Raw genomic sequence first — 22,026 nt, forward strand, 5'->3', positions numbered from 1 at the left:
CAAGAAATCGCCCTCTGATTTATCTTTGTCAACGACAAAGGTGAGGGAAACTATGTCTCGAGACGCTGCTTTGGAAATTGCGCGAGCCTATGGTTCGGACGGTCGCTTTCTCCATGATTTGGCAAAGAGGGTTGCCATTCCCACTGAGAGCCAGAATGCTGCCCGCATTGCCGACTGCAATCGATATCTCCTTCACTTCGCAGATGATCTGGAGCGGCTCGGGTTTGACCGTCAGATCATCTCCAATGAGATGCCTGGCGGCGGACCGTTCCTCATCGCGCGTAGGATCGAGGACCCAGCACTTCCAACCTTGCTGGTCTACGGTCATGCCGATGTCGTCCTTGGCATGGAGGGTGAATGGAGCGCCAATCGAGACCCATGGACGATCTCCGTCGAAGGCGATCGCATTTTCGGGCGGGGAACGGCGGACAACAAAGGGCAGCACACGATTGCCGCATTGGCGATCGAAGCTGTGTTGGCAGTACGCCAGCGCCTTGGATACAACCTCGTCTTTCTACTCGAAACCTCCGAGGAGACTGGGTCGGCAGGACTTTATGAGTTCTGCGAGAAGTATCAGGATGAGCTGAAAGCGGACTGGCTGATCGCTTCGGATGGCCCACGGCTGATCGCCGATCGGCCGACGCTCGTCGGTGGGACGCGTGGAACCTACGATTTCGATTTGATCTGCGATCTGCGCGCCGGCGGGCATCATTCCGGTAACTGGGGTGGCCTGATCGCTAATCCAGCGACGATCCTCAGCAATGCGATAGCCTCCCTCATTTCGGAACAGGGGCATATCAGGGTGCGCGGCATTGTTCCGGATTCGATGCCGCCAGCCGTCTCACAAGCCCTGCGTGCGATCGAGATCAGGGAAAACCCCGAGGGGCCGAAACTTGATCCCTGGTGGGGCGAGCCGGATTTGACGCCGGCGGAACGCGTCTTTGGCTGGACCTCTCTGGAGGTCCTGGCGATGACCGCCGGCACACCTGACCATCCGGTCAACGCCATCCCGCCAAAAGCCTGGGCGCGCATGCAAATCCGCTATACGGTGGATGTAGATCCCACTCGCTTTCATGAGGCGATCCGGGAATTTCTTGACCGCAAAGGCTTCCATCGCATCCAGATGGTCAGCAGCACCTTCGAGTATGATTGGGGCGCCACCCGGCTTGATCCTGAGCATCCGCTGATGAAATGGGCCGTCGCATCCATCCATAGGACGACAGGGCAAGTTGCGACCGTCCTTCCCAATGCCGGCGGTTCGTTGCCGAACAATTGCTTTGCCGATCTGCTTGGCATACCGACCGTCTGGGTGCCGCATTCCTATTCAGGCTGCAGTCAGCATGCGCCGGATGAGCATTTGCTGATACCCCTCGTTGCCGAGGGGCTCGCCATCATGACCGGCCTGTTCTGGGATCTCGGGACAGACGATCCGCCGCCGAGGCGCGGCTCACAAAATGCCAATCGGGAGCAGGAAGGCTGATGATCACGAGTTGATCGTCAGCGATATAAGAGAGTTGGGAGGAGCGAATGAACCTGTTGAAATCATGGGTGGCTGTCGGTGTTGCGATAGCCGCTGCGGCCTGCCTTGGTGCTGGCGGCGTCAGCGCGCAGGACGGCGCCAAGGCAGAGGTGCGGATCGGCACGGAAGGTGCCTACAAGCCTTGGGCCAGTATGGAGGCTTCCGGAGAATTGGTGGGTTTTGATATAGATCTTGCCAAGGCCGTCTGCGAAGAGATGCATCGGTCCTGCCGTTTCGGCACGCAGCCGTGGGAGGGCCTGATCCCGGCGCTTGAGCAGGGCAAGTATGACATCCTGATCGGTGGTATCTCGATTACGCCGCAGCGCGCAAAGCGGCTGTTGTTTACACAAAGTTACGGCAATTTGCCGATCAATGTCGCCGCCCGGAAAGGCGAAGGACTTAACGGCGCAAAGACCTGGCCCGACTTGAAAACCGCATTGAAGGGCAAGGCCGTCGGCGTTCAATCAGGCACGCAGAGCCAGAAGTTTGTCGATGCGGAACTGGGCGGCAATGTGACGGTGCGGCTCTACGACAATCAGGATAGTCTCAATCTCGATCTGTTAGCCGGCCGTGTCGATGCTGCCGTCGCCGGGCGCTCGCCTTGGGTCGATCTCGTTCGCTCAGCCAACGGGATGGATGTCGAGATCCTCAGCCCGGACCTCACCTTCAAGGATTTTCCTTATCTGGGCGTCGGCGTTGGCGGATTGCTGCGCAAGAATGAGCAGCCGTTGCAGGATGATTGGGACAAGGCGCTTTGTGTGCTCAAGCGAAAGGGTGTCGTCACCCAGATCTCGCAGAAATGGTTGGGTTTCGACATCGCAACGGCGCCCGATCCGGATCGCTGCAGGGAAGCCGGTTGATGAGCGCAGCGTCCCTGTCGGCTCTTTTCTCCTGGGATGTGTTGGCATGGAGCAAGCCCTTGTTAAAAGGGCTTGGTGTAACGGTGATCTGTGCGCTGCTTGGTTATCTCTTCGGCGCACTGCTCGGCCTTCTCATTGCCTTTGCAAAGCTTGGGTCTTCCCGGCTTCTGTCGGGTGCGGCGACCGCCTACACGGTTCTTCTGCGCGGGGTGCCGCCCTTGCTTGTCATCTTTCTGCTATTCTTCGGCACCAATAGCCTGCTGATGTGGATTGCGAGCGGCTTCGGATATAATGACTATATCGAGATCGACGCGTTCTTCATCGGCGTCATTGCCGTTACGCTCGTTGTTGCGGCGTATAGTACGGAAGTCTATCGCAGCGGGTTCAAGGCGGTGCCGATAGGCCAGTTCGAGGCGTGTCACGCTCTCGGGCTGAGGCCGACGCACGGGATGCTGTTCGTGGTCATTCCGCAAATGCTGCGGCTCGCACTGCCGGGGCTCGGCAACGTTTGGATCATGGCGGTCAAGGAGACGACACTCCTGTCGATCATTGCCGTCAGCGAGCTGATGCGCGTGGCAAGCTCGGCCGGGCGCACAACGGGACAACCGTTCCTGTTCTATGGGCTTGCCGCCCTGACCTATTTCACGATCGTCCTCGTATCGAACCGGTTCTTCCATTGGATGGAAAACAGATTGAGGCATAGCTGATCGCATGGATACGGAGCAATTTCTCTATATCGCCGGAAAGCTTTTGGGCGCATCAACGGCGACGCTCGGTCTGACCGCCTGTGTCGTTCCGCTGGCTTTCGGCTTTGGGGCCCTGGCATCATGGGCCAGATGCTCTCGTCACCGCATCCCACGAAGGCTGGCCGACCTCTACGTCTTGATTTTCAGATCGACGCCCATGCTTGTGCAGCTTTTCGTGCTCTACTACGGACTTAGCCAGTTCGAGGTGGTGCGCAGCAGCTTCGTTTGGCCCCTCTTGCGCGATCCATATATCTGCGCCGTGTTCGCAATGGCGATTGGATCTGGAGCCTACGTCGCCGAGGTCATTCGCGGCGCCCTCGGCGCCGTCCCGAAGGGTGCAGCGGAGGCCGGCACATCGCTTGGCTTGACCCGCGTCAAGACATTCTTCCTCATCACCCTGCCAATAGCGGCGCGTAGCGCCATCCCAGCCTCAAGTAGCGAGGTCGTCATCACCATCAAGGCAACGTCTCTCGCCTCGACGGTGACGGTCATGGAACTTACGGGCACGGCGAGAGATTTGATGAGCGAGACTTATGATGTGATCGAGGTATTTGTCATGGTGTCCGCCATCTATCTTATCCTGAATGCCGTTATCATGCTGTTGTTCAGGACCGTCGAAGCGCGTTTCTCAATTCCGGGATTGGCCGCATAGGCTATGCATCTTCATCCGCTTTCTGCTGGCAACCGGGCTCGATCTCGATCAGGATACCTCAATCACCATGGAGGCCCCGAATATGCTTGCCCGCAATACCTATACTGCCGGATTTTTCATCGCGGCTTCCCTGATGCAGACCGAGGCGGGGCTCGCCCAAACGCCCCATGCAGAAGTCGGCGTGGGCGCGCAATATGACACGACCCACGTCTATGTCGCTCCGGACAAGGTGGACGCTTTCGTCACAAGTTTTCTCGGCACGTTCGGCGGTACGAGCACGAAGCAGGTGGTTGCGACCGTGACGCCGACGCCGAGCAGCACGACGTCGCAACTTCTCCAAACGCCGGTCGGAACTGTGTCGCTCTTCGGCTTCAAGACGCCGATCCCTTACCCCTTCGGAGCGGAGCGAACCGGCTATCTGGTGACCGATCTGGATAAAGCTGTCGTCGCAGCCCGCGCCGTCGGCGCGTCGGTCGTCGTTGAGACCTTCCCCGATCCGATCGGTCGGGATGCCGTCATTCAATGGCCGGGCGGCATCAATATGCAGCTCTACTGGCATATAACCAAGCCCGATTATGCGGCTCTCGATAAAGTTCCCGAGAACCGTGTCTATGTATCACCGGATGCCGTCGACAAGTTCGTCAAAGCCTTCCTGACCTTTTCTGACGGCAAGGTCGTGTCTGACGACAAAAAGGCCTCCGGCATCGAGATCGGCCGCCCCAACGATACATTTCACCGTCTTCGCATCGAATCTGTCTTTGGCAAGATGACCGTGCTCGCAACTGACGGTTATCTACCTTACCCCTATGGCCACGAGACGACGGGTTACGAGGTCTCCGATCTTGCCGCGACGCTCGACAAGGCCAAGGCGAACGGCGCAACTGTCCTCGTCGATCCCCATACCTCGGACAGAGGTAAGGCGGCGATGGTCGAATTCCCCGGCGGTTATGTCGCCGAGATTCATTCGCTTTCCTCGCAGTGAGGGCTTGGGGAAATCCTGCCGGTACGAAGCCGTTACCTGAAGGGCATGCATCCAGATACTGGACAGCAGCTGCTCGTGTCGCTCGGGACATTCTGCCGCAGCGAGTTCAAGGATAGATATTTGCGATCGTCACGAGCCTGACGCTATAGATCCTAGGAATATTGGGGGGGCTAAATGCAAGCGACTGCACTCGACTTCAATTCCGAGCTACATGCACGGCCGTCAATCTATTTCTCCGGCCCCGCCGTCGTCGAACATATAGCATTGGCAGGAACTGCGTCCACGGCCCACCATCCAAACCATCGTACCATTGAGGCCGATGATGAATTGGCTGGTGCGTCAACACAGGTCGAGTTTCACACGGAATTCGTTACCGTGACGAGGGTTACCCCTCTTGAAAGGGAACCGCGGGAATGGCCGGGCAGCAACCTTTCGACAGAAGAGGCCGCGCGACTGGCCGGGCTATCGGACTGGTCGTTTATTTGCCGATTGGAGATCCTTGTCTGCGGGGCGGCACCAGCCGAACTGGGACCGTTTCTATCGGCATTCCATTTTGGCGACACTGCCGCGTCTACGATTGGCGGCGGCGCGGCGCTGGTCTGCTCGGATTTTCGTGTTGGAGACAATAGGTCCAGCCGAGCCATTCTCTTCAACAGCGATCTGAACGCCTATCGTCTCGGGCGGATGATCCGGCGGGTCTATGAGATCGAGACCTACCGTGTCATGGCGTTGTTGGGTCTTCCGGACGCCAGGCGGCTTGGCCCGGCTCTTGGTGGATACGACCGAAAGCTCGTCGAACTGACCAATCGTCATGCGACAACCTCCGCAGAAGAGCACAAGCGTCTTCTTGATGAGATCTCGCAACTTTCAGCCGAGGTGATTTCCGCGGCCGCGCAGACGCGGAACCGATTTGGCGCGACGGCAGCCTATGCCAAGATCGTCGAGGAGCGCATCGTCGAATTGCGGGAAACGCATGTGCCGGGTTTCCAGCGCTTCGGAGTGTTCGTCGCCCGACGGTTCAAGCCGGCGGTGAGAAGTTGCGAGGCGACGGCCCTGCGGCTGGAGCAGCTTTCGCACGCGACCATGCATCTGATTGATTTGCTGCAGACCCGAATCCAGGTCGATATTGAAGTGCAAAATGCGGTCCAGATCCAGGCGATGGCCGAGCGGGCAGAAACGCAGGTGAAGATCCAGAGGGCAGTGGAGGGGCTGTCGATCATTGCGATCAGCTACTATCTTCTAAGCTTGATCAAGGTTGCGTTCGAAACCGCCGATCACGCCGGCCTTCATATCGATCCGATCTATATGCTGATTTCGATTCCGGTTGTCATCGGCGCAGTTGCTCTTGCAATCCTGAGGGTAAGGCACGCGCTCAGGTCATGAGTTCGCTTTGGTGAAACGCAGCGCCGACAGAACAGTCTGGCTGAAATGCAGATGCCGCAGCTCTGTCCCTGCGGGCTTCTTCTCCTCATCGAACGCAAGTAGGAGATGACGGTTGAGAATAATTGACGTCAGCGAACGGCTGTTACCCATATCCAGATGTACCGATCATGCCTTGCCTACCGGTGGACTGACCACGAGCATTGCCGCCGTGACCACGAATATGCTGCGAGACGGCAAGCCTGTCGTCGGATACGGCTATGCCTCCGTCGGCCGGTTCGGGCAGAGCGGTCTGATCCGCGAGCGCTTTGCGCCGCGCGTCTTGAATGCATCGCGGGAGCTGCTCATGAACAACGCCGGTGACAATATCGATCCGTTCCGAGCGTGAAAGGCAACGATGACCGGTGAAAAGCGCGGTGGCCATGAACCTCTACGATTTGGACCAGGGGCTTACTGCGGCGTCGGTGCTCGCCTCGTTTGGCCTCCGCTGGTTCGAAGACGCCTGCAGTCCCTTGGACTTTCCAGTTCAAGCCCGCATTGCTGAACGTCTATGCCGGCCGCCTTGCTGCCGGCGAAGCTCTGTTTTCGCTCGCGGAAGCCAAGCTGCTGGATCGTCACGCAGGGCTACGCCGTGTGCGAGATGTCCTCGTCTTCGATCCTGTCCATTGCTACCGCCTTCCCGGATATATCGACATTGTCGATCATCTGACGTCACTCGGCTGGGATCGTAATTCCTTCTGGCCGCTTGGCGGGCACTTGTTTTGCCTGCATGTGGTCGCAGCGATGGGGCTTGCCGGGGCGGAATTGACGCCGTTCGCTTTTTACCCATTCAGCGGCCTGTTTACCGGAGCGATGATCGGTGAAGGGCGGTCAAATCCTCCTGATATTCCAGGCATCGGGTTTGAATTAAACGATGGTGCCAGGCGCGCGTTCAAGACTTTGACGTGACCTACACCGTGGAAAGCTGGATCCATCCCAGCAGCTATCAGTCATGTGGCTGTATCTTGCTCCACCACGAACGAAAGCAGGATACACATCGCAAAAGCCGCGGAACAATGCCGACCGCGAAGATTGCAATCGCCAGGGAGCAGGAGATCAGCGGCCTGGAGTTCAAAGTCACCCAGCCGCTGCCGCAAGGCGCGACAGCGGCTGGGTCGGCCGCCGTCACCTTTGGGGCATGTCGGTGACGGGACGACTGCGGGTAACCCGAGTAGATGGGTAGGCTCTCTGCTTGCGCGCCTCACGCGCTTGCCACGGTCTCCGCCTTGGAAAAGATGCGATCGAGCGAGGGCGCCAGGTGCAAGAGCTCGCGCGTATAGTCATGCTTCGGCGCGGAAAACAGGGTTTCCGTGTCTGCGAGTTCAACGATCTCGCCAGCCTTCATGACCGCAACCCGGTCGCACATCTGCCGGATGACCGCGAGGTCATGGCTGATAAAGAGAATCGACAGGCCGGCAAGGTCGCGCAGATCTTTCAAGAGATTGAGGATCTGGGCCTGGACAGAGACGTCGAGCGCCGAGGTCGGTTCATCGCAGATGAGCATTGTTGGTCGTGGCCCCAGCGCCCTGGCGATCGCGACGCGCTGACGCTGGCCGCCTGAAAATGCATGCGAGAAGCGCGCGCCGGCTTCACCCGGCAGGCCGACGGCCTCGAGCAACGTCCTTGCGTCCAGTCTCGCTTCCTCTTTATTCGCCGCAAGCCTGTAGAAGAGGATGGGCTCGGCGATCGCCGAATTGATCCGCAGGCGCGGATTGAGTGCCGAATATGGATCCTGAAATACCATCTGCATCGCGCGGCGGACGGATTGATCGCGGCTGCCTGCAAGGGGCTTTCCCTGAAAGTCGATGTCGCCCGAGCTCTGTGGCACCAACCCGGCGATCGTATTCGCGACGGTGGTTTTGCCGCAACCGGACTCGCCGACGAGACCGAAGATTTCGCCGCGACGGACGTCGAAGGATACGTCTTTCACGGCCTTGAAGATCGAAGACTTGCGGCCAGCCAGGAGCGAGCGCTTCCCATATTCCACACAGAGATTGCGGATGTTCAGCACGATGTCGTCGGTCGTTTCCGCGCCGGTCTCGACGCTCTTGCGGCGCACGCTTTCACGCGCATCGAGCGTGACCTTGGTTTCCTCGCTTGGAACGGGCAGGCGGTCGAGCCTGACATCGATCGGCGGAACGGCGGCAATCAGCGTGCGGGCATAGGGCGCCTTCGGCGCGGTCAGCACCTCGCGTGTCGGGCCGCTCTCGATCACACAGCCGTTCTGCATGATGGTCACGCGGTCGGCGATTTCGGCGACGACGCCCATATTGTGCGTCACGAGCAAAACGCCGACCCGACGCTCGTTGGCGAGATCGCGAATAAGTTTCAGGATCTGCGCCTGGACGGATACGTCAAGCGCCGTGGTCGGTTCGTCAGCGACGAGCAGTTTGGGATTGCAGGCAAGCGCAGTGGCGATGACAACGCGTTGGCGCTGGCCGCCCGACAACTGATGCGGATAGCTGCCCAATCGCCGTTCCGGTTCCGGAATGCCGACGGCCCGCATCAGGTCGAGCGCACGGGTGCGGGCTTCGCGGCGGCTGATGTTCAGATGCGTCAGCATGCCCTCGCATAACTGGCTCTCGACCGTAAACAGCGGATTGAGGCTGGTCATGGGATCCTGGAAGATCGCGCCGACATCGCGGCCGGGTACGATGCCTTCGGTGCGGCCGGTATGCACATCGATGGGCTTGCCGGCGATCACGATCGATCCGGCAGCGATCCGGCCCGGCGTCTGCAACAGGCCCATGAGCGCATTGCCGACGGTGGTCTTGCCGGCGCCGGACTCGCCGACCAACGCGTGGATCTCGCCCGGAGCAATAGTCAGATTGACGTCGTTGACCGCCGCCAGCGTCTCGCCATTGGCAAGGGGATACTCGACCCGCAAATTCCTGATGTCGAGGACAGGTGTCTGTACGTTTATCATCAGCGTGCCATCAGTTTGGGGTTGAAGCGATCGCGAAGATAGTCGCCAATGATATTGACGGCGAGAACGAGGATCACCAGAACGGTGGCTGGCATGACGGCAATCCACCAGAGGCCGGAAAATAGGAACTCATTGCCGATCCGGATCAACGTGCCGAGCGAGGGATAGGTCGGCGGCATTCCGGCACCGAGGAAGGACAGGGTCGCTTCGGTGAGAATGGCGCCGGCAAGGTTAATGGTGGCAATGACCATGACGGTGCTGATCACGTTCGGCAGGATGTGGCGGATCATGATGCGGCGCGACGGCAGTCCGATCACCTTAGCCGCGCGGACATAGTCCCGCGACACCTCGACCATGGAGGATGCCCTCACGGTGCGCGCATATTGCACCCACTCGTTGACGGCTATCGCAAAGACCAGGATGGCGGGGGCCCAGGTCAGAACGGTGTCGGCGCTCAGCTGCGCCTTGGCGACACCGCTGATGAGAAGCGCGACGAGGATCGTCGGAAAGCTGACCAGCACATCGGCAATGCGCATCACGACGCTGTCGACCCTGCCACCGAAAAACCCGGCGATCAGGCCAAGAAGAACGCCCATCATGGCGGCGAACAGCACGGCTCCGATGCCGATCAGCACGGATATCCGCAGCCCGAACAGGATCACGGAGACGAGATCTCGGCCCTGATTGTCGGTGCCGAGCAGGAAGCGCGGATCACCGCCATCCATGAAGGCGGGCGGAATCTCCGCATCCATGAGCGAATAGGAGGAGACGTCACGCGGATCCATCGGCGCGATCATCGGCGCGAAGATCACAAGTACCAGCAGCGTCGCGAGCACCAAGCTGGCGATGATGACCGAAACCGGGGGGAGACGCTGGATGAGTTGAGCTTGCCTGGCCATTATCGTGTCCTCAGCCGGGGATCGATGAAGATGTAGAGGATGTCGACGACTGTGTTGATGAGAACGAACAGGAAGCCGACGAACAAGAGATAGGCGGACAGAACCGGAATGTCCGGGAAGCCGACCGCATTGGTGAAGAGCAGACCCATGCCGGGCCACTGAAAGACCGTTTCGGTGACGATCGCAAAGGCGATGAGCTGGCCGATCTGCAAACCTGTTACGGTGACGACAGGCATCAGTGCGTTGCGCAGCGCCAGGCGCCCATAGATATAGGAGCGCGGCAGGCCGCGCGCGAAGGCGAAGCGGATATAGTCCGACGAGAGTACGTCGATCATTTCCGAGCGCACCAACCGCATGATCAGCGTCAACTGGAAAAGAGCAAGCGTGATCGATGGCAGGATGAGTGACTTCAATCCGGAGAGCGTCAAAAATCCGGTCTGCCAGAAGCCGAGATCGACGACATCACCACGCCCGGAGGAGGGCAACCAACGCAGATTGACGGCGAAAACGAGGATCAGCAGCAACCCTGTAACGAAGGTCGGCATTGAGATGCCGACGAGCGTCAAGGACTGGGTCAGCCGGGAAAGCGCTCCGTTTGGTTTCAGAGCGCAGACGACACCGAGCGGAATGCCGATGGCAAGCGACATGATCGTGGCGACAATCACCAATTCCAGCGTAGCGGGAAGCCGGCTCAGCAATAAGGTGGCGACAGGTTGCTGATAGCGGAAACTTGTACCCAGATCGCCATGCAATACGCGCCCGACGAAGTTGAGAAACTGGATAACGAGCGGCCTGTCGAGGCCAAGGACGGCGCGCAGAGCGTCCTTTTCGGCTTGGCTTGCGCCCTCGCGGACCATTGCGGCGACCGGGTCGCCGACGAACCGGAACATGATGAAGGCGATTGCGATCACAGCAACCATCACGAGGACGGCCTGTAGCAGCCTTGTCGTTAAAATCCTGATCATAGGAATAAACCTTACGGGCGCACGACTAGGCTCTGAGGCCCAAAAGAACGCGTTGCTTGACTGCATCCTGCCTTGCGGGTGATCCCGAAAACCTTGGTCCGGGATCACATGACGCAACGGAGCTATCGGTTCACTTCATCTGTGCGAACCAGGGACGGACATATTCGTCAGCGAACTGAGGAATATCGACCTTGTCGCTCATGGCCCAGGCGACCGGCTGCTGATGAAGCGGCAGATAGAGCGCCTGATCGTGGGCGATCTTGAATGCTTCCTTCAACATGTCGACGCGCTTGCCTTCATTGAGTTCGGTCGAAGCTGAGCGTGCCAATGCATCGATCTTGGGGTCAGAAAGACCGTTCGGATTGCTGCCGCCATAGGTGCCATCATTGGTGGCAAGCAGGGACTGCAGGACGCTATAGCCGTCCATCGGCGGCAGCGAGGCCCAGCCGAGTATGTAGACATCCAGATCACCCTTGTCCATGCGCGGGAAGTAGGTGGTCTTGCTTTCGACGGCGACCTCGGCCTTGACGCCAATCTTGGCCCACATGGACGCGATCGCCAGGCAGATCTGCTCATCTGCGATATAGCGATCGTTCGAGCAATTCAGGCCGATCTTGAACCCATCCGGAAATCCGGCTTCCGTCATCAGCGATTTTGCCTGCGCCACATCGAAGGTGAGCGGAACGTCGATGGACTTGTCGTAGCCCGTGACCTCTGGCGCGACCAGCATGCCAGAGATGCGCGACTTGCCACGCATCAGTCGCTTCTGGATCGTGTTCAGGTCGATGGCATGCCAAAGCGCCTGGCGCACCTTGACGTTCAGGAGCGGATTGGGCTTGCCCGGCATGGCATGGAGCTCAGGCCGGAAGTTGAGGCCAAGGAAGATTTCGCGCAGCGACGGGTTCTCGACCACCTTCAGGCCGGACGTGCTGCTGACGCGGTCGATGTCCTGTAGCGGGATCGGGGCGATCATATCCAGCTCCCCGGACAGGAGTGCTGCCACACGCGTGGCATTTGACGCGATCGGGCGATATTCCACGCCAGTCAGATTGTGTTGGGGCTTGTCCCACCAGCTTTCATTGACCGCGAAAACCGATTTTGAATCCGGCTCGTAGCTGACGAGCTTGAACGGACCGGTACCGTTGGCGTGATTGCTGGCGTAGGTGACAACGCCGGTCGAGGCGTTGCCGGGCTTCAGAGCGTCGTGCTGCTGCATCCACGGCTTGCTCATGATGTAGACGGCGGCAAGGTCGTTGAGCAGCAGAGGGTAGGGGCCGCGCAAAATGATGTCGACGGTATAGTCGTCGACCTTTTCAGCGCCGATCACCGCAGGCAGGTTCTCGCGGTTGCGCGCGCCGGGGTCGATTTCGCGCAGGATGGTTGCGACGACATCGTCGGCATTGAAGGGCTGGCCTTCATGGAATTTTACGCCCTGCCTGAGCTTGAAGCGCCAGCGCGTCGGCTCGATGACCTCCCATGAGGTGGCGAGCGCCGGCTCGAGTTGCAGGTTCTTGTTTCTGCGCACCAGCGGATCGAACACCATGTGATGGACGCTTTGGGTGAAGCTGTCGACCTGAGCGTTCGGGTCATACGAGATGACGTCGCCAGCCGAGGACCAGCGCAGCGTCTTTGCAAGCACTGGCGTCGTCAGCGGCACGATGATGGCGAGCCCCGCCAACAGGGTCTTCAGATAATTGTTCACGCTAGTCTCCCATTTCACGTATACATTGTAATAGATTTTGCGTATACGATTGTTCCCAATATTTAGTATACATATGATGTGCACAGTTTCAAGATGCGGGGATCTGATTTCACGAAATGTCGTGGAAGACTCGCAATCATGTCGAAGGAGGAGGGCCGGATGACGAAATCGCTTCTGATCACAAATGGCGTTGTTGTCACCATGGATGCGGAGCGCCGCGTTCTTGAAAAGGGGGATGTCCTGATCGAGGACGGCCGTATCGTCTCTGTCGGCGACCCCCGGTCGGAAGCAGCCGCGACCGCTGAACGAATTGATGCGGCGGGCATGGTGGTGATGCCCGGCTTCGTCGACACGCATGCGCATGCCGGACATATGCTAACCAAGGGCTTAGGCGAGGATTCCGACCAATGGATGGAGATTACCGGCCGAATTTATGCGGAAGCTACCGATATCGAATTCTGGGCGGCAGAGGCGGCGCTTTCGGCATTTGAGCGCATCAGATGCGGCACGACGACCGCAGCCCTGTTGTTCGGCGGCGGTCCCGATATCATGCGAACCGAAACTGCGGACGCCGCTCACGCTCATCTCGAAGCGATCGCCGATATGGGGGTGCGCGAAGTGCTTGCCGTGGGGCCAAACCGGCCAAATGGCTCTCACCTATACCGCAATCATACACACAGATCGTATACAAATGTCGTCGTGGATCCGATGCGGCAATTGTCCGTATGCGCCGAACTCATCGACGCCTGGGCTGGCCGCAACGATTGCCTGCGGATTGCGGTGTCGCTTCCTGTGTTCGACGCGAACGAATTGGAGAATGAGATCGTATGTAATTTGTCACGGCAGGCCCGCGATCTTGCGCGCGAGAAGGGCGTGCTACTGATCCAGGATGGTCATCGCGAAGGTTCGATTGCCGCCAACGCAGTGCAGCTCGATCTTTTTGATCATCGCTCGCTGCTTGCGCATTGTATTGAACTCACCGCGGAGGATTTTGCCGTGTTGACGAGGACCGGCGCCAAAGTCGCACATAATCCAAGCGCCCTGATGTCGGTGTTCGGTCGTTGCCCGGCGCCGGAGCTGATGGAGGCCGGCGTGACGGTTTCGCTTGGCACGGACGCCGCCGCACCTGACCGGCCCTTCGATATGTTCCGCAATATGTTCCAGGCGCATCGCTATCATGCTCGGCACTTCAAGGATGACGGGGTTCTGCCACCCATGCAGCTTCTGGAGATGGCGACTATCGAGGGCGCGCGTGCACTCTCGATGGATGAGGAGATCGGGTCGCTTGATGTCGGCAAGCGTGCCGACATCATCCTCGTCAACATGAGGCAGCCACATCTCTTTCCACCGGCCAACCCGGTCCAGCGGCTTGCCCGCTTTGCCAATGGCGCCGATGTCGATACGACGATCGTCGGCGGTCAGGTCCTCATGCGCTCAAGGCGTCTGGTCCGGCACGACGAAAATGCGATCCTGGCACGTGCCGAGCGCGCCTTTCATCAGATGACGGAACGTATGGCGCTCGCATGAGGGCGTAGCTCAACCCGAGGATTGATTGGAGACTATGCAATGAACGAGCTTCTCATTCGCAACGTCAGCCCATTCGGTGGCGAGAGGATGGATCTCTACATCGTGAATGGCCGCTTTGCCGACAGTCGACCGGATAGAGCGGTGGCCGAGATCGATGGTAGCGGCTGCATCGCCTTGCCCGGACTGGTCGAGGCGCATACGCATCTCGACAAGAATCTGATCGGTATGGATTGGTTCGAGAACCGCGTTGGCCCGACAAGAAACCAGCGAATAATCGCCGACCGGCGGGCGAAACAAGAACTTGGCATCGACGCACGCCGGCAAGCCGCCCAGCAGATCCTGCAAACGCTGGCCTTTGGTGTGCTGCATATCCGCAGTCATGTCGATGTCGACACGGAAATCGGCATTTCCAACATAGAAGGCGTCGTCGAGACGCGAAATGCCTTCGAAGATCTGGTCGATGTGCAGATCGTCGCCTTTCCGCAGAGTGGCATGCTGGTGCGGGATGGGACGCTTGATCTGATGGACGCGGCGCTGAAAGCAGGCGCCGACATTGTCGGCGGCATCGATCCGGCGAGCATAGACCGCGATCCGATACGCCATCTGGATGCAATCTTTGCGCTCGCGGAGCGCCATGGCAAGCCGGTCGATATCCATCTGCACGAGCCGGGCGACCTTGGCGCCTTCTGTCTCGAACTGATCATTGAGCGGACACGTGCCCTTTCGATGCGGGGCAAGGTCATGGTCAGCCACGCTTACTGTCTCGGCATGCTGGACGCGGGAAGGCAGCAGGCACTCATCGATCTGCTCGCTGCCGAAGGCGTCGCCATCATGACGGTCGGCAGCCCATCTGCGCCGGCGCTGCCGCTGCGGGCGATGCGCCGGGCCGGAATTGTGCTGGCCTCAGGATCAGACGGCATCCAAGGCACGTGGGAACCATGGGGCAATGGCGACATGCTGGAGCGAGCTAAATATTTGGCACAGCGCAATGGCATGACCAACGACACCGATCTGGCTGAGGTGGCGCGTATCTGCACTCTCAGAGGGGCGGAAGGTATCGCTCTTGCCGACTACGGTCTTTCGAGCGGATGCTATGGCGACGTCGTCCTCGTGCCGGCCCGCACCTTGGCTGAGGCGGTCGCGCTGACGCCTCAGCGGCGAACGGTCATCCGCCGCGGTCGCATCGTGGTGCGCGATGGTGTGCCGAGCGATCAGCTTTCGCATGTGCAGGATCTGACTCGTTAAACACACCAAAGGCTTCGGACATGGCAAGAATGGTTCCTGCCCGCTGTCCGATTTGAGACGTTCTTCCTCGTTGGCCTTCTCGGATATTTCAGTTCAGGATGATCATGGCGCACAATTCCAATGACAAGAAACAGAAATCGGCGGTCTCCAAGTCGGATGCCGTCTACCGCACTTTGAAGCGTGCTATCCTCGACCAGGCGCTGGCGGCAGGAACGAAGCTGCCGGAGGATTCGATCGGCGATCGCCTCGGCGTCAGCCGGACGATCGTTCGGCAGGCGCTTGCCCGGCTCAATGGCGAAGGCTTGATCGAACAGCGCCCGCACAAGGGCGCCTGCGTTGCTCAACCGAGCCTCGAGGACGGGCGCAACATCCTGGCGGTGCGCAGCGTCCTGGAAGCGATGGTGGTGGAAACGCTGGTTGGCAAACTGACATCGCAGCAGATCCGCCAGTTGGAAGCGCATGTCGATGCGGAAGATAATGCAAGGGCCAACAACGCCTCCACCTCGATCCAGCTTTCCGGCGAATTCCACGTGCTACTCGCCACATTGACCGAGAACGATGTGCTGTCGCGCTATGTCACCGAGCTCGTTTCGCGCTCGTCGCTTATTCTTTCGCTCTACGGCCGCCCGCATTCCCCCGATTGTGCCGTCTCGGAGCATAGGGAGCTGATCGCAGCACTCGCCAGCGCCGATCGCGAGAAGGTACGAACCTTAATGACGGATCACATCGAGGCCATCACCACCCGTGCCTTGTTGAAGGCGACGCCGGAGAAGGACTTTCCGGACCTGTTGAGCGCTTACGCGCGTGAGGAGGGGCTGTAGCAGCCTGCTCACAACTCGCGAGTACCGCACATCCTGCTCTCGAGGAGTAGAAATGAGAGATGGCGTGGGCGGAGCGCTTTGTCGCTCCCTACGCGCGCAATTTGAGAGACAGCTGTTCGCCCACGAAATCCAGGAATACACGGGCCTTGGGTGCCAGATGTCGGTTCGATGGCCATAGGAGGCGCAGTGTTGTCGCGTCTCCGACATATCGATCAAGCACTTTCACCAGCGTACCGCGCGCGATGTCGTCCTCAACCGCGAAGTCGGGCAGAAAGGCCAGCCCGGCTCCCTGCCTTGCAAAGACGAGCTGCGGCTCAAGTGAATTGGTAATCGTTGCAGCAGGTAGCTCGATATCAATTGCGGCGTCGCCATCACGGAAGAGCCATCGAAGAAGCTTACCCGTCGCGATTTGCCGGTACATTATGCAGGCATGCTGTTTCAGATCCTCGGGGGTTTCTGGAACGGTGCTTTGATTGAGATAATCGGGTGCCGCGACGACGATCTGACGATAGGCGCCTACAACCCGCGACATCAGTCGCGAATCGGTCGCACGACCGGTACGCAGCACCACGTCAAAACCCTCATCGATCACATCGACCAGCCGATCAGAGCAATCGATGTCGAGCTCGATTTCCGTATAGCGTTTCTGAAATTCTGCCAGCATCGACATGAACGGCATTCCCGCCGATGGAAGACTGAATTTAAGCTTGCCGCGTGGAGCCTCGTGGATTTGAGCAAGGTCCAGTTCGGCAGCCTCCATCTCGGCCGCAATGCGCCGGCAGCGTTCGAGAAACAGACGGCCCTCAGGCGTGAGCGTGACGCTGCGTGTCGATCGGTGGAAGAGCTTCGTCTGTAAGCGTTCTTCCAAGCGCAGGACGGCCTTGCTTACGGCCGACGCCGAAATGCCAAGTCGGCGGCCGGCCTCGGTAAAGCTTCCGGAATCGGCAGCCTCCGTGAATGCGGCCAGGGAGCCAAGACGATCCATACCAACTCCATAAGCGACAAATATTCATAAGTGAAATGAATTGAAGCATATTTTTCATTCAAAAGCGACCCTTTACCCTTTGCCGTCGAAACAGGCGCTCGGCTGAGCATCGCTATGTGATGACTGTCCCAACGGCTGGCGCTGTCCCGCAGATCTATTAAAGGAACACTCAAATGACGAGAAGTCAGGCTCCGGCCATTCGCACTGATGACCCACCTGCCGGCAGCTCCTGCCAAACGGACAAGCTGCCGCTCGCGGGATTGCTCACCCTTGCAGGTGCGGCTTTCATGACGCTCATGACGGAAATCATGCCGGCCGGACTGTTGTCGTCGATGGCAAAGGGCCTGAGCATCTCCGAGAGCCTGACTGGTCAGTTCATCACCGCTTTTGCTTGCGGTGCATTGATCGCAGCCATTCCGGTAACGGCCCTGACCCAAGGTGTGCGCCGCAGGCCATTGATGCTTGCCGCAATTGCCGGGTTCGCCGTCGTCAATCTGATCACCGCGCTGTCAACGAACTATGTGATTTCATTGATGGCGCGTTTCGCTGCGGGTGTATTCGGCGGTGTGGTTTGGTCATTGCTCGCCGGATATGCCGTCCGCATGACGCCGACGCATCTAGGCGGGCGGGCAATCGCGATATCCGGCGCCGGGGCTGCGGTCGCCCTCGTGCTCGGAGTGCCCGCCAGCACCCTTCTTGGTCGGATCATCGGTTGGCAAGGTGCTTTCGGCATCATGTCGGCAACCGCCGTTCTTCTGATCGTCTGCGGCCTCGCCGTCCTGCCCGATTTCCCGGGCCAGAAGAAGGGTGAACGTCCGTCCCTTGTCACCATAGTCTTGACGGCCGGAATTGGACCGGCGCTCCTCGTCGTCTTCACCTTCGTGGCGGCGCATAGCATTCTCTATGTCTACATCGAGCCATTTCTCGGGTCGGTTGCTCCGTCGAGAGATGCGGGTACGGCTCTCCTCATCTTCGGACTGGGTTCTTTTGTGAGCCTGTGGTTCGTCGGCGTAACTGTCGATCGTTGGCTGCGTCCTCTCATCGCTGCAAGCGTCGTCATCTTCGCTTTTGCTGCATTGCTGCTCGGCATTTGCAGCGCAATGCCGGCGATAATTTATCCCGCCGTTTTCGCATGGGGGCTGGCGTTCGGCGGCTTTGCGACGTTGACGCAAACCATATTGGCGCGATTTGCCGGCAACACTGTGGATGTTGCCTTGTCGATGAATACGACGGTCTGGAATTGCGCCGTTGCCGCCGCCGGGGCTGCGGGCGGAATATTGCTCGATGGAATAGGCCCGACATCCTTCCCGTGGGTTATCATTGCGATGCTGGCCGTGTCTTTCGGCGTGGTGGTTCTCGGGGTCAACAAGGTCCTGGCACGGGATGCTTGCTCAAACTGACCACAGCAATGACTGAATGAGTTTCGACGCGGCAAGGCCGGACACGGAAACCTGCGTGTGGCCTTGCCGTAGTCCGTCTGATCCGGGGCGCTATACCGGCAGAGCCGAGAGCGAAGCGTGAGTGCTTTTCAGCTCTGAATATTCGCTGAAGCCGTGCTTGCCGAGCTCGCGGCCGACACCGCTCCGTCTATGGCCGCCGATTGCCAGCTGCGGAGCGCCGCCACCCATGCCGTTGATCCAGCTTCGACCTGCTTTGATACGACGGATAGCCTGGAACACAGTCGACAGGTTCATCGACCAGACATAGCCGGAACGACCGTAAGGCGCGTCATTCGCGTTGCGAATGGCCTCCTCTGCGGTCCTGAAGAGAAAAGTGGTCAATACCGGGCCAAAGATCTCGTCCCAGGCAATGGCCGTTTGCGGGATGACGTCTGTGAAAATCGTCGGAGGGTACAAGGCTCCGGCGTCGGAGAACTTGCTGCCGCCAACCAGTAGCTGCGCTTCGTCAGCCTTGCCTTGCTCGACATATTCAGCGACCTTGTCCAGATGCGCAGGGTGAATGAAGGCCTCGATCACTATCTGCAGGAGCCCGGCGTTGAACTTGCTCCCGGCTTCATTGACGCTCTCAAGGTCGCCTACGATCTCATCGCAAGGCATCCACAGGCAGGCTCACTGCGATTTGGATATGATTTGGGACTACCTGAACTGCGCAGTATTTCCCTACAGCGATATCCCTATATCGCTTTCTACCGTGATCAACCGGACCATATCGATGTCCGGCGCGTGCTTCACGGCGAGCGGGATATTTGCCCGGACAATACATGAATCAGATAGCCACTGACGATCAGAGCCGTTTAGCAATCCAGGCTGCCTAATAACTTTGAATGCTGGTCGATACGGTGGTTAGATCGAAATCGATCGCTCGATCGACCTGATCCGCGCTCGCGCTATTTCGGATCCTCATACGAATATTGCGCGCACATCTGCCCGTTGCTCTTGGGAGCTCGCTCGCTCGTGAAGACGGCAATTGCGGTCGTTCCCTCACCTTCGGCCCATGTTGCGACAAAGGTGACATCGCCGGAACCGCAGAGCTGGTTGTCGTTCTGAAGTTCAGGATCAGCAGGTTCCTTGACGCGATATACGGATGCCGGCACAGAGCGGCCATCCACATTGAAATGATCCGCGACAAGGTCGGAGAATTCCAGCGTCTCGCCGTTTTCGAACTTGATGCTGAAATCATCCATCCAGACATCGCCGGTAACACTGATGGCGGTATTGCTCATCGCCGTATAGTGGTCCGCCTGCTGGGCGAAAGCGGCTGTGGCCATGAGGATGCTGAGGACGCTGGAAAGGAGAAGGCGGCGCATTTTAATCCTTGAGGGAATCGCTGAGGGTCTTAGTTTCTCGCAAGCATCGCATCTTTTGCTTCAATCGCAGAGGCTCATTTTGAGTGGCTTCGTGCTTTGTCACTCGCGGTTCCCGAATTCATACCTGGACATTGAGAGCTTGGTCGAAGGCGTCAGATCGTGCCAGTCACCCTAGGGTGGGGTCCAGCCTGTCGCGCAGCCAGTCTCCGACAATCGATACCGACAATGTGGTGAGCACTATGATGACTGCCGGCGTCAACATGATCCATGGGGCCGACTGAATGTAGTCGCGACCATAGCCGACCATGTTGCCGAGGCTCGTTTGCGGCGGCTGAAGGCCGATCCCGAGGAAGGAGAGGCTCGATTCGAGCAGGATGACACCGGGAATATTGAGCGTCATGGCGACGATGATGGTTGTCGCGATATTGGGAAGAATATGCCTGAGATAGATGCGAACCGGCGATGCGCCGATGTCGCGCGCTGCCACGGCATAGCCTCGCGCGTTGGCCGATATGGCAAGGCTGCGCGCAATGCGGGTGATGACCTCCCAGCCGTTGAGGCCGAGCAGCAGCACGAAGATAACAAGTGAATTGCCAAAAAACGCCAATACAGCAATGGCGATGATCATGAAAGGCATGGCTAGCTGGGCATCGACCAGCATCAGGATCACCTGATCGACCCAGCCGCGAAAATAGGCAGCGAGAAATCCGAGCGTCACGCCGATAATAGTGGTGATAATGGTGGCTGCCACCGCGATGATGATCGATATTCGGATCGAGGCTATGACGCGGGAGAAGACGTCACGTCCCAGTTGGTCCGTACCGAGCAGGTGCTCGAACGTGCCGCCAAAAAGGGCAGGCGGGCGAAGGCGCGCAAGGACGTTGGTGGCCATGAAATCATAGGGCGTCAACCAATAGGCGAATAGCGCGACGAAGAGCACCAGCGCGAGCCAGAAGATGGCGATCAACACCAGCGGCGGCCAGGTCGAAAAAAAGACATCGAGGCCGCTTTTTCGCTGCACCATGCCGCCTGGGGCAGCTGCGTTTTCGGCTTCTGCAGTCATCGGCAATGCTCCTAAGTTTCGACCTGGTGCGGGGTGCGCATACGCGGGTCGATGACGCCGTAGAGAAGATCGACCGTAAAATTGGATATGACCATCATCGCGCCAATCAGCAGGAGGATCACCTGAACCACGGCAAGGTCGCGAGAGGTGACCGATGAGATCAGCAGGCGACCAATCCCGGGCCATGAGAACACGCTTTCGACCACGACGGCGCCGCCAACCATCGAGCCAAGCATAAACCCGAAGATGGTGACGATGGGCACGGCCGCATTCGGCAGGACATGGCGAGTGACGATCTTCCCCCATGGTACGCCCTTGGCACGGGCGGTCCTTACGAAAGGTTGTCCGAGCACCTCGACCATGGCCGAGCGGGCGTAACGCGCAATGACCGCTGCCCCGGCGATGGATAGCGTCACGATGGGCAATACCATGTGCAGCGGGGTCGCATAGCCCCCCGATGGCAGCCAACGCAATTGTACCGCAAAGATCAGCGCCAATACGAGGGCAAGGACGAAGGTCGGCACGGTAAAGCCTAGCACCGAGATCGACATGATCAGGCGATCGAACACAGAGTTGCGATGGAGTGCAGCGGTAATCCCGGCAAGAAGGCCAAGCGCTGTCTTCAGCACCAGCGTCGGTGCCATGATGGCAAGCGTTGCCGGAAGCCGGTCGAGTACGACATCAAGCGCTGGCCGGTTCTCTCGCATCGAATTTCCGAGATCGCCGTGCAGTACGGCGCCCAGATATTTATAGAATTGCACCCAGATTGGCTGATCGAGACCCCATTGGCGGCGGAATGCCTCGATGACCTCGGGCGGCGTCGTGGCGACATCGAAAAACCGGCTGAGGGGATCGCCAGACAGGCGCATCACAAAGAAGGCAAAGGTAACGATGATGAACAGCGTCATCAGCGCCCGCAACAACCTGGAGAGAATGAACTGGGCCATG

At 58.9% G+C, this 22,026-nt stretch carries 22 protein-coding genes and 1 pseudogene; 13 read left to right on the top strand and 10 right to left on the bottom strand.

The features are described 5' to 3' along the window. The first annotated feature begins 52 nt into the window (after nt 1-52). The 8 genes from GGD46_RS17435 (at nt 53) to GGD46_RS33635 (ending at nt 7,087) form a co-directional block, all read left to right on the top strand. Nucleotides 53-1,480, top strand: a complete 1,428-nt coding sequence (locus tag GGD46_RS17435) for a M20 family metallopeptidase (RefSeq protein ID WP_184706087.1) — start codon at nt 53-55, stop codon at nt 1,478-1,480. 47 nt (nt 1,481-1,527) lie between these two features. Continuing rightward, a complete protein-coding gene (locus GGD46_RS17440; RefSeq protein ID WP_184706089.1) occupies nt 1,528-2,379 on the top strand; it encodes a transporter substrate-binding domain-containing protein in 852 nt (283 codons plus the stop codon). Continuing rightward, nucleotides 2,379-3,086: an ABC transporter permease gene (locus tag GGD46_RS17445; RefSeq protein ID WP_184706091.1), complete on the top strand. Its 708-nt coding sequence runs from the start codon at nt 2,379-2,381 to the stop codon at nt 3,084-3,086. Before GGD46_RS17440 ends, GGD46_RS17445 begins: the two co-directional genes overlap by 1 nt. A 4-nt stretch (nt 3,087-3,090) precedes the next feature. Further along, complete coding sequence (locus GGD46_RS17450; protein WP_184706093.1) at nt 3,091-3,777, top strand: ABC transporter permease; 687 nt, start codon at nt 3,091-3,093, stop codon at nt 3,775-3,777. A gap of 133 nt (nt 3,778-3,910) precedes the next feature. Next, entirely contained in the window at nt 3,911-4,759 is an 849-nt protein-coding gene (locus tag GGD46_RS17455) for a VOC family protein (protein WP_184706254.1), read from the top strand. A gap of 174 nt (nt 4,760-4,933) precedes the next feature. Then, the gene (locus GGD46_RS17460; protein WP_184706095.1) at nt 4,934-6,142 is read left to right on the top strand and encodes a DUF3422 domain-containing protein; all 1,209 of its coding nucleotides are present in this window, start codon (nt 4,934-4,936) and stop codon (nt 6,140-6,142) included. A 112-nt stretch (nt 6,143-6,254) separates the two neighbouring features. Next, nucleotides 6,255-6,527: a hypothetical protein gene (locus GGD46_RS33630; RefSeq protein WP_210325617.1), complete on the top strand. Its 273-nt coding sequence runs from the start codon at nt 6,255-6,257 to the stop codon at nt 6,525-6,527. An 89-nt stretch (nt 6,528-6,616) separates the two neighbouring features. Further along, on the top strand, nt 6,617-7,087 hold the full coding sequence (locus GGD46_RS33635; protein ID WP_210325618.1) for a hypothetical protein: 471 nt from the start codon (nt 6,617-6,619) through the stop codon (nt 7,085-7,087). Nucleotides 7,088-7,379: 292 nt separating this feature from the next. Here GGD46_RS33635 and GGD46_RS17470 read toward each other — a convergent pair whose 3' ends face one another. From GGD46_RS17470 to GGD46_RS17485, 4 genes are all read right to left on the bottom strand, one after another. Beyond that, nucleotides 7,380-9,104 carry a dipeptide ABC transporter ATP-binding protein gene (locus GGD46_RS17470; protein ID WP_184706097.1) on the bottom strand — a complete coding sequence of 575 codons (1,725 nt, stop codon included), beginning with the start codon at nt 9,102-9,104 and terminating at the stop codon, nt 7,380-7,382. After that, nucleotides 9,104-10,003: an ABC transporter permease gene (locus GGD46_RS17475; protein WP_184706099.1), complete on the bottom strand. Its 900-nt coding sequence runs from the start codon at nt 10,001-10,003 to the stop codon at nt 9,104-9,106. Before GGD46_RS17475 ends, GGD46_RS17470 begins: the two co-directional genes overlap by 1 nt. After that, nucleotides 10,003-10,968, bottom strand: coding sequence for an ABC transporter permease (locus GGD46_RS17480; protein ID WP_184706101.1), 966 nt, complete (start codon nt 10,966-10,968; stop codon nt 10,003-10,005). Before GGD46_RS17480 ends, GGD46_RS17475 begins: the two co-directional genes overlap by 1 nt. A 130-nt stretch (nt 10,969-11,098) precedes the next feature. Next, nucleotides 11,099-12,670 (bottom strand): ABC transporter substrate-binding protein, encoded by a 1,572-nt coding sequence (locus GGD46_RS17485; protein ID WP_184706103.1) that lies wholly within the window; start codon nt 12,668-12,670, stop codon nt 11,099-11,101. Between the two features lie 159 nt (nt 12,671-12,829). Between GGD46_RS17485 and GGD46_RS17490 the strand changes: the two genes are divergently transcribed. From GGD46_RS17490 to GGD46_RS17500, 3 genes are all read left to right on the top strand, one after another. Then, nucleotides 12,830-14,197, top strand: a complete 1,368-nt coding sequence (locus GGD46_RS17490) for an amidohydrolase family protein (protein WP_184706105.1) — start codon at nt 12,830-12,832, stop codon at nt 14,195-14,197. Nucleotides 14,198-14,236: 39 nt separating this feature from the next. Beyond that, nucleotides 14,237-15,442 (top strand): amidohydrolase, encoded by a 1,206-nt coding sequence (locus tag GGD46_RS17495; protein WP_184706106.1) that lies wholly within the window; start codon nt 14,237-14,239, stop codon nt 15,440-15,442. A 104-nt stretch (nt 15,443-15,546) separates the two neighbouring features. After that, complete coding sequence (locus GGD46_RS17500) at nt 15,547-16,263, top strand: GntR family transcriptional regulator (protein ID WP_184706108.1); 717 nt, start codon at nt 15,547-15,549, stop codon at nt 16,261-16,263. Between the two features lie 88 nt (nt 16,264-16,351). On the opposite strand, the gene GGD46_RS17505 is transcribed toward GGD46_RS17500, so the two are convergent. Beyond that, nucleotides 16,352-17,023, bottom strand: coding sequence for a LysR substrate-binding domain-containing protein (locus tag GGD46_RS17505; RefSeq protein ID WP_313206310.1), 672 nt, complete (start codon nt 17,021-17,023; stop codon nt 16,352-16,354). Nucleotides 17,024-17,071: 48 nt separating this feature from the next. Next, a pseudogene (locus GGD46_RS34415) lies at nt 17,072-17,248 on the bottom strand (LysR family transcriptional regulator); the annotation flags it as partial. A 173-nt stretch (nt 17,249-17,421) separates the two neighbouring features. On the opposite strand from GGD46_RS34415, the gene GGD46_RS17510 reads away from it, so the two are divergent. Next, nucleotides 17,422-18,648 (top strand): MFS transporter, encoded by a 1,227-nt coding sequence (locus GGD46_RS17510; RefSeq protein ID WP_184706112.1) that lies wholly within the window; start codon nt 17,422-17,424, stop codon nt 18,646-18,648. Nucleotides 18,649-18,738: 90 nt separating this feature from the next. Here the strand turns inward: GGD46_RS17510 and GGD46_RS17515 are convergent, their stop codons facing one another. Continuing rightward, nucleotides 18,739-19,305 (bottom strand): aldehyde dehydrogenase family protein, encoded by a 567-nt coding sequence (locus GGD46_RS17515; RefSeq protein ID WP_246806360.1) that lies wholly within the window; start codon nt 19,303-19,305, stop codon nt 18,739-18,741. Between GGD46_RS17515 and GGD46_RS17520 the strand changes: the two genes are divergently transcribed. Next, on the top strand, nt 19,195-19,473 hold the full coding sequence (locus GGD46_RS17520; protein WP_184706116.1) for a type II toxin-antitoxin system RelE/ParE family toxin: 279 nt from the start codon (nt 19,195-19,197) through the stop codon (nt 19,471-19,473). The genes GGD46_RS17515 and GGD46_RS17520 overlap by 111 nt on opposite strands. Nucleotides 19,474-19,595: 122 nt before the next feature. On the opposite strand, the gene GGD46_RS17525 is transcribed toward GGD46_RS17520, so the two are convergent. The 3 genes from GGD46_RS17525 to GGD46_RS17535 form a co-directional block, all read right to left on the bottom strand. After that, nucleotides 19,596-20,015 carry a hypothetical protein gene (locus GGD46_RS17525; RefSeq protein WP_246806361.1) on the bottom strand — a complete coding sequence of 140 codons (420 nt, stop codon included), beginning with the start codon at nt 20,013-20,015 and terminating at the stop codon, nt 19,596-19,598. Nucleotides 20,016-20,181: 166 nt separating this feature from the next. Further along, nucleotides 20,182-21,039: an ABC transporter permease gene (locus GGD46_RS17530; protein ID WP_246806374.1), complete on the bottom strand. Its 858-nt coding sequence runs from the start codon at nt 21,037-21,039 to the stop codon at nt 20,182-20,184. A 50-nt stretch (nt 21,040-21,089) separates the two neighbouring features. Beyond that, on the bottom strand, nt 21,090-22,025 hold the full coding sequence (locus tag GGD46_RS17535; RefSeq protein ID WP_184706120.1) for an ABC transporter permease: 936 nt from the start codon (nt 22,023-22,025) through the stop codon (nt 21,090-21,092). Nucleotide 22,026: the final 1 nt, after the last annotated feature.

It is taken from the genome of Martinezella lusitana (assembly GCF_014207095.1).
GTDB lineage: Bacteria > Pseudomonadota > Alphaproteobacteria > Rhizobiales > Rhizobiaceae > Rhizobium > Rhizobium lusitanum_B.

Excerpts from the sequence above, each read along its gene's own strand:
- GGD46_RS17435 (WP_184706087.1), top strand. The coding sequence starts at position 53 with ATGTCTCGAGACGCTGCTTTGGAAATTGCGCGAGCCTATGGTTCGGAC.
- GGD46_RS17440 (WP_184706089.1), top strand. The coding sequence starts at position 1,528 with ATGAACCTGTTGAAATCATGGGTGGCTGTCGGTGTTGCGATAGCCGCT.
- GGD46_RS17445 (WP_184706091.1), top strand. The coding sequence starts at position 2,379 with ATGAGCGCAGCGTCCCTGTCGGCTCTTTTCTCCTGGGATGTGTTGGCA.
- GGD46_RS17450 (WP_184706093.1), top strand. The coding sequence starts at position 3,091 with ATGGATACGGAGCAATTTCTCTATATCGCCGGAAAGCTTTTGGGCGCA.
- GGD46_RS17455 (WP_184706254.1), top strand. The coding sequence starts at position 3,911 with ATGCAGACCGAGGCGGGGCTCGCCCAAACGCCCCATGCAGAAGTCGGC.
- GGD46_RS17460 (WP_184706095.1), top strand. The coding sequence starts at position 4,934 with ATGCAAGCGACTGCACTCGACTTCAATTCCGAGCTACATGCACGGCCG.
- GGD46_RS17470 (WP_184706097.1), bottom strand. The coding sequence starts at position 9,104 with ATGATAAACGTACAGACACCTGTCCTCGACATCAGGAATTTGCGGGTC.
- GGD46_RS17475 (WP_184706099.1), bottom strand. The coding sequence starts at position 10,003 with ATGGCCAGGCAAGCTCAACTCATCCAGCGTCTCCCCCCGGTTTCGGTC.
- GGD46_RS17480 (WP_184706101.1), bottom strand. The coding sequence starts at position 10,968 with ATGATCAGGATTTTAACGACAAGGCTGCTACAGGCCGTCCTCGTGATG.
- GGD46_RS17490 (WP_184706105.1), top strand. The coding sequence starts at position 12,830 with ATGACGAAATCGCTTCTGATCACAAATGGCGTTGTTGTCACCATGGAT.
- GGD46_RS17495 (WP_184706106.1), top strand. The coding sequence starts at position 14,237 with ATGAACGAGCTTCTCATTCGCAACGTCAGCCCATTCGGTGGCGAGAGG.
- GGD46_RS17500 (WP_184706108.1), top strand. The coding sequence starts at position 15,547 with ATGGCGCACAATTCCAATGACAAGAAACAGAAATCGGCGGTCTCCAAG.
- GGD46_RS17505 (WP_313206310.1), bottom strand. The coding sequence starts at position 17,023 with ATGGAGGCTGCCGAACTGGACCTTGCTCAAATCCACGAGGCTCCACGC.
- GGD46_RS17510 (WP_184706112.1), top strand. The coding sequence starts at position 17,422 with ATGACGAGAAGTCAGGCTCCGGCCATTCGCACTGATGACCCACCTGCC.
- GGD46_RS17520 (WP_184706116.1), top strand. The coding sequence starts at position 19,195 with ATGCGCAGGGTGAATGAAGGCCTCGATCACTATCTGCAGGAGCCCGGC.
- GGD46_RS17515 (WP_246806360.1), bottom strand. The coding sequence starts at position 19,305 with ATGCCTTGCGATGAGATCGTAGGCGACCTTGAGAGCGTCAATGAAGCC.
- GGD46_RS17525 (WP_246806361.1), bottom strand. The coding sequence starts at position 20,015 with ATGCGCCGCCTTCTCCTTTCCAGCGTCCTCAGCATCCTCATGGCCACA.
- GGD46_RS17530 (WP_246806374.1), bottom strand. The coding sequence starts at position 21,039 with ATGGTGCAGCGAAAAAGCGGCCTCGATGTCTTTTTTTCGACCTGGCCG.
- GGD46_RS17535 (WP_184706120.1), bottom strand. The coding sequence starts at position 22,025 with ATGGCCCAGTTCATTCTCTCCAGGTTGTTGCGGGCGCTGATGACGCTG.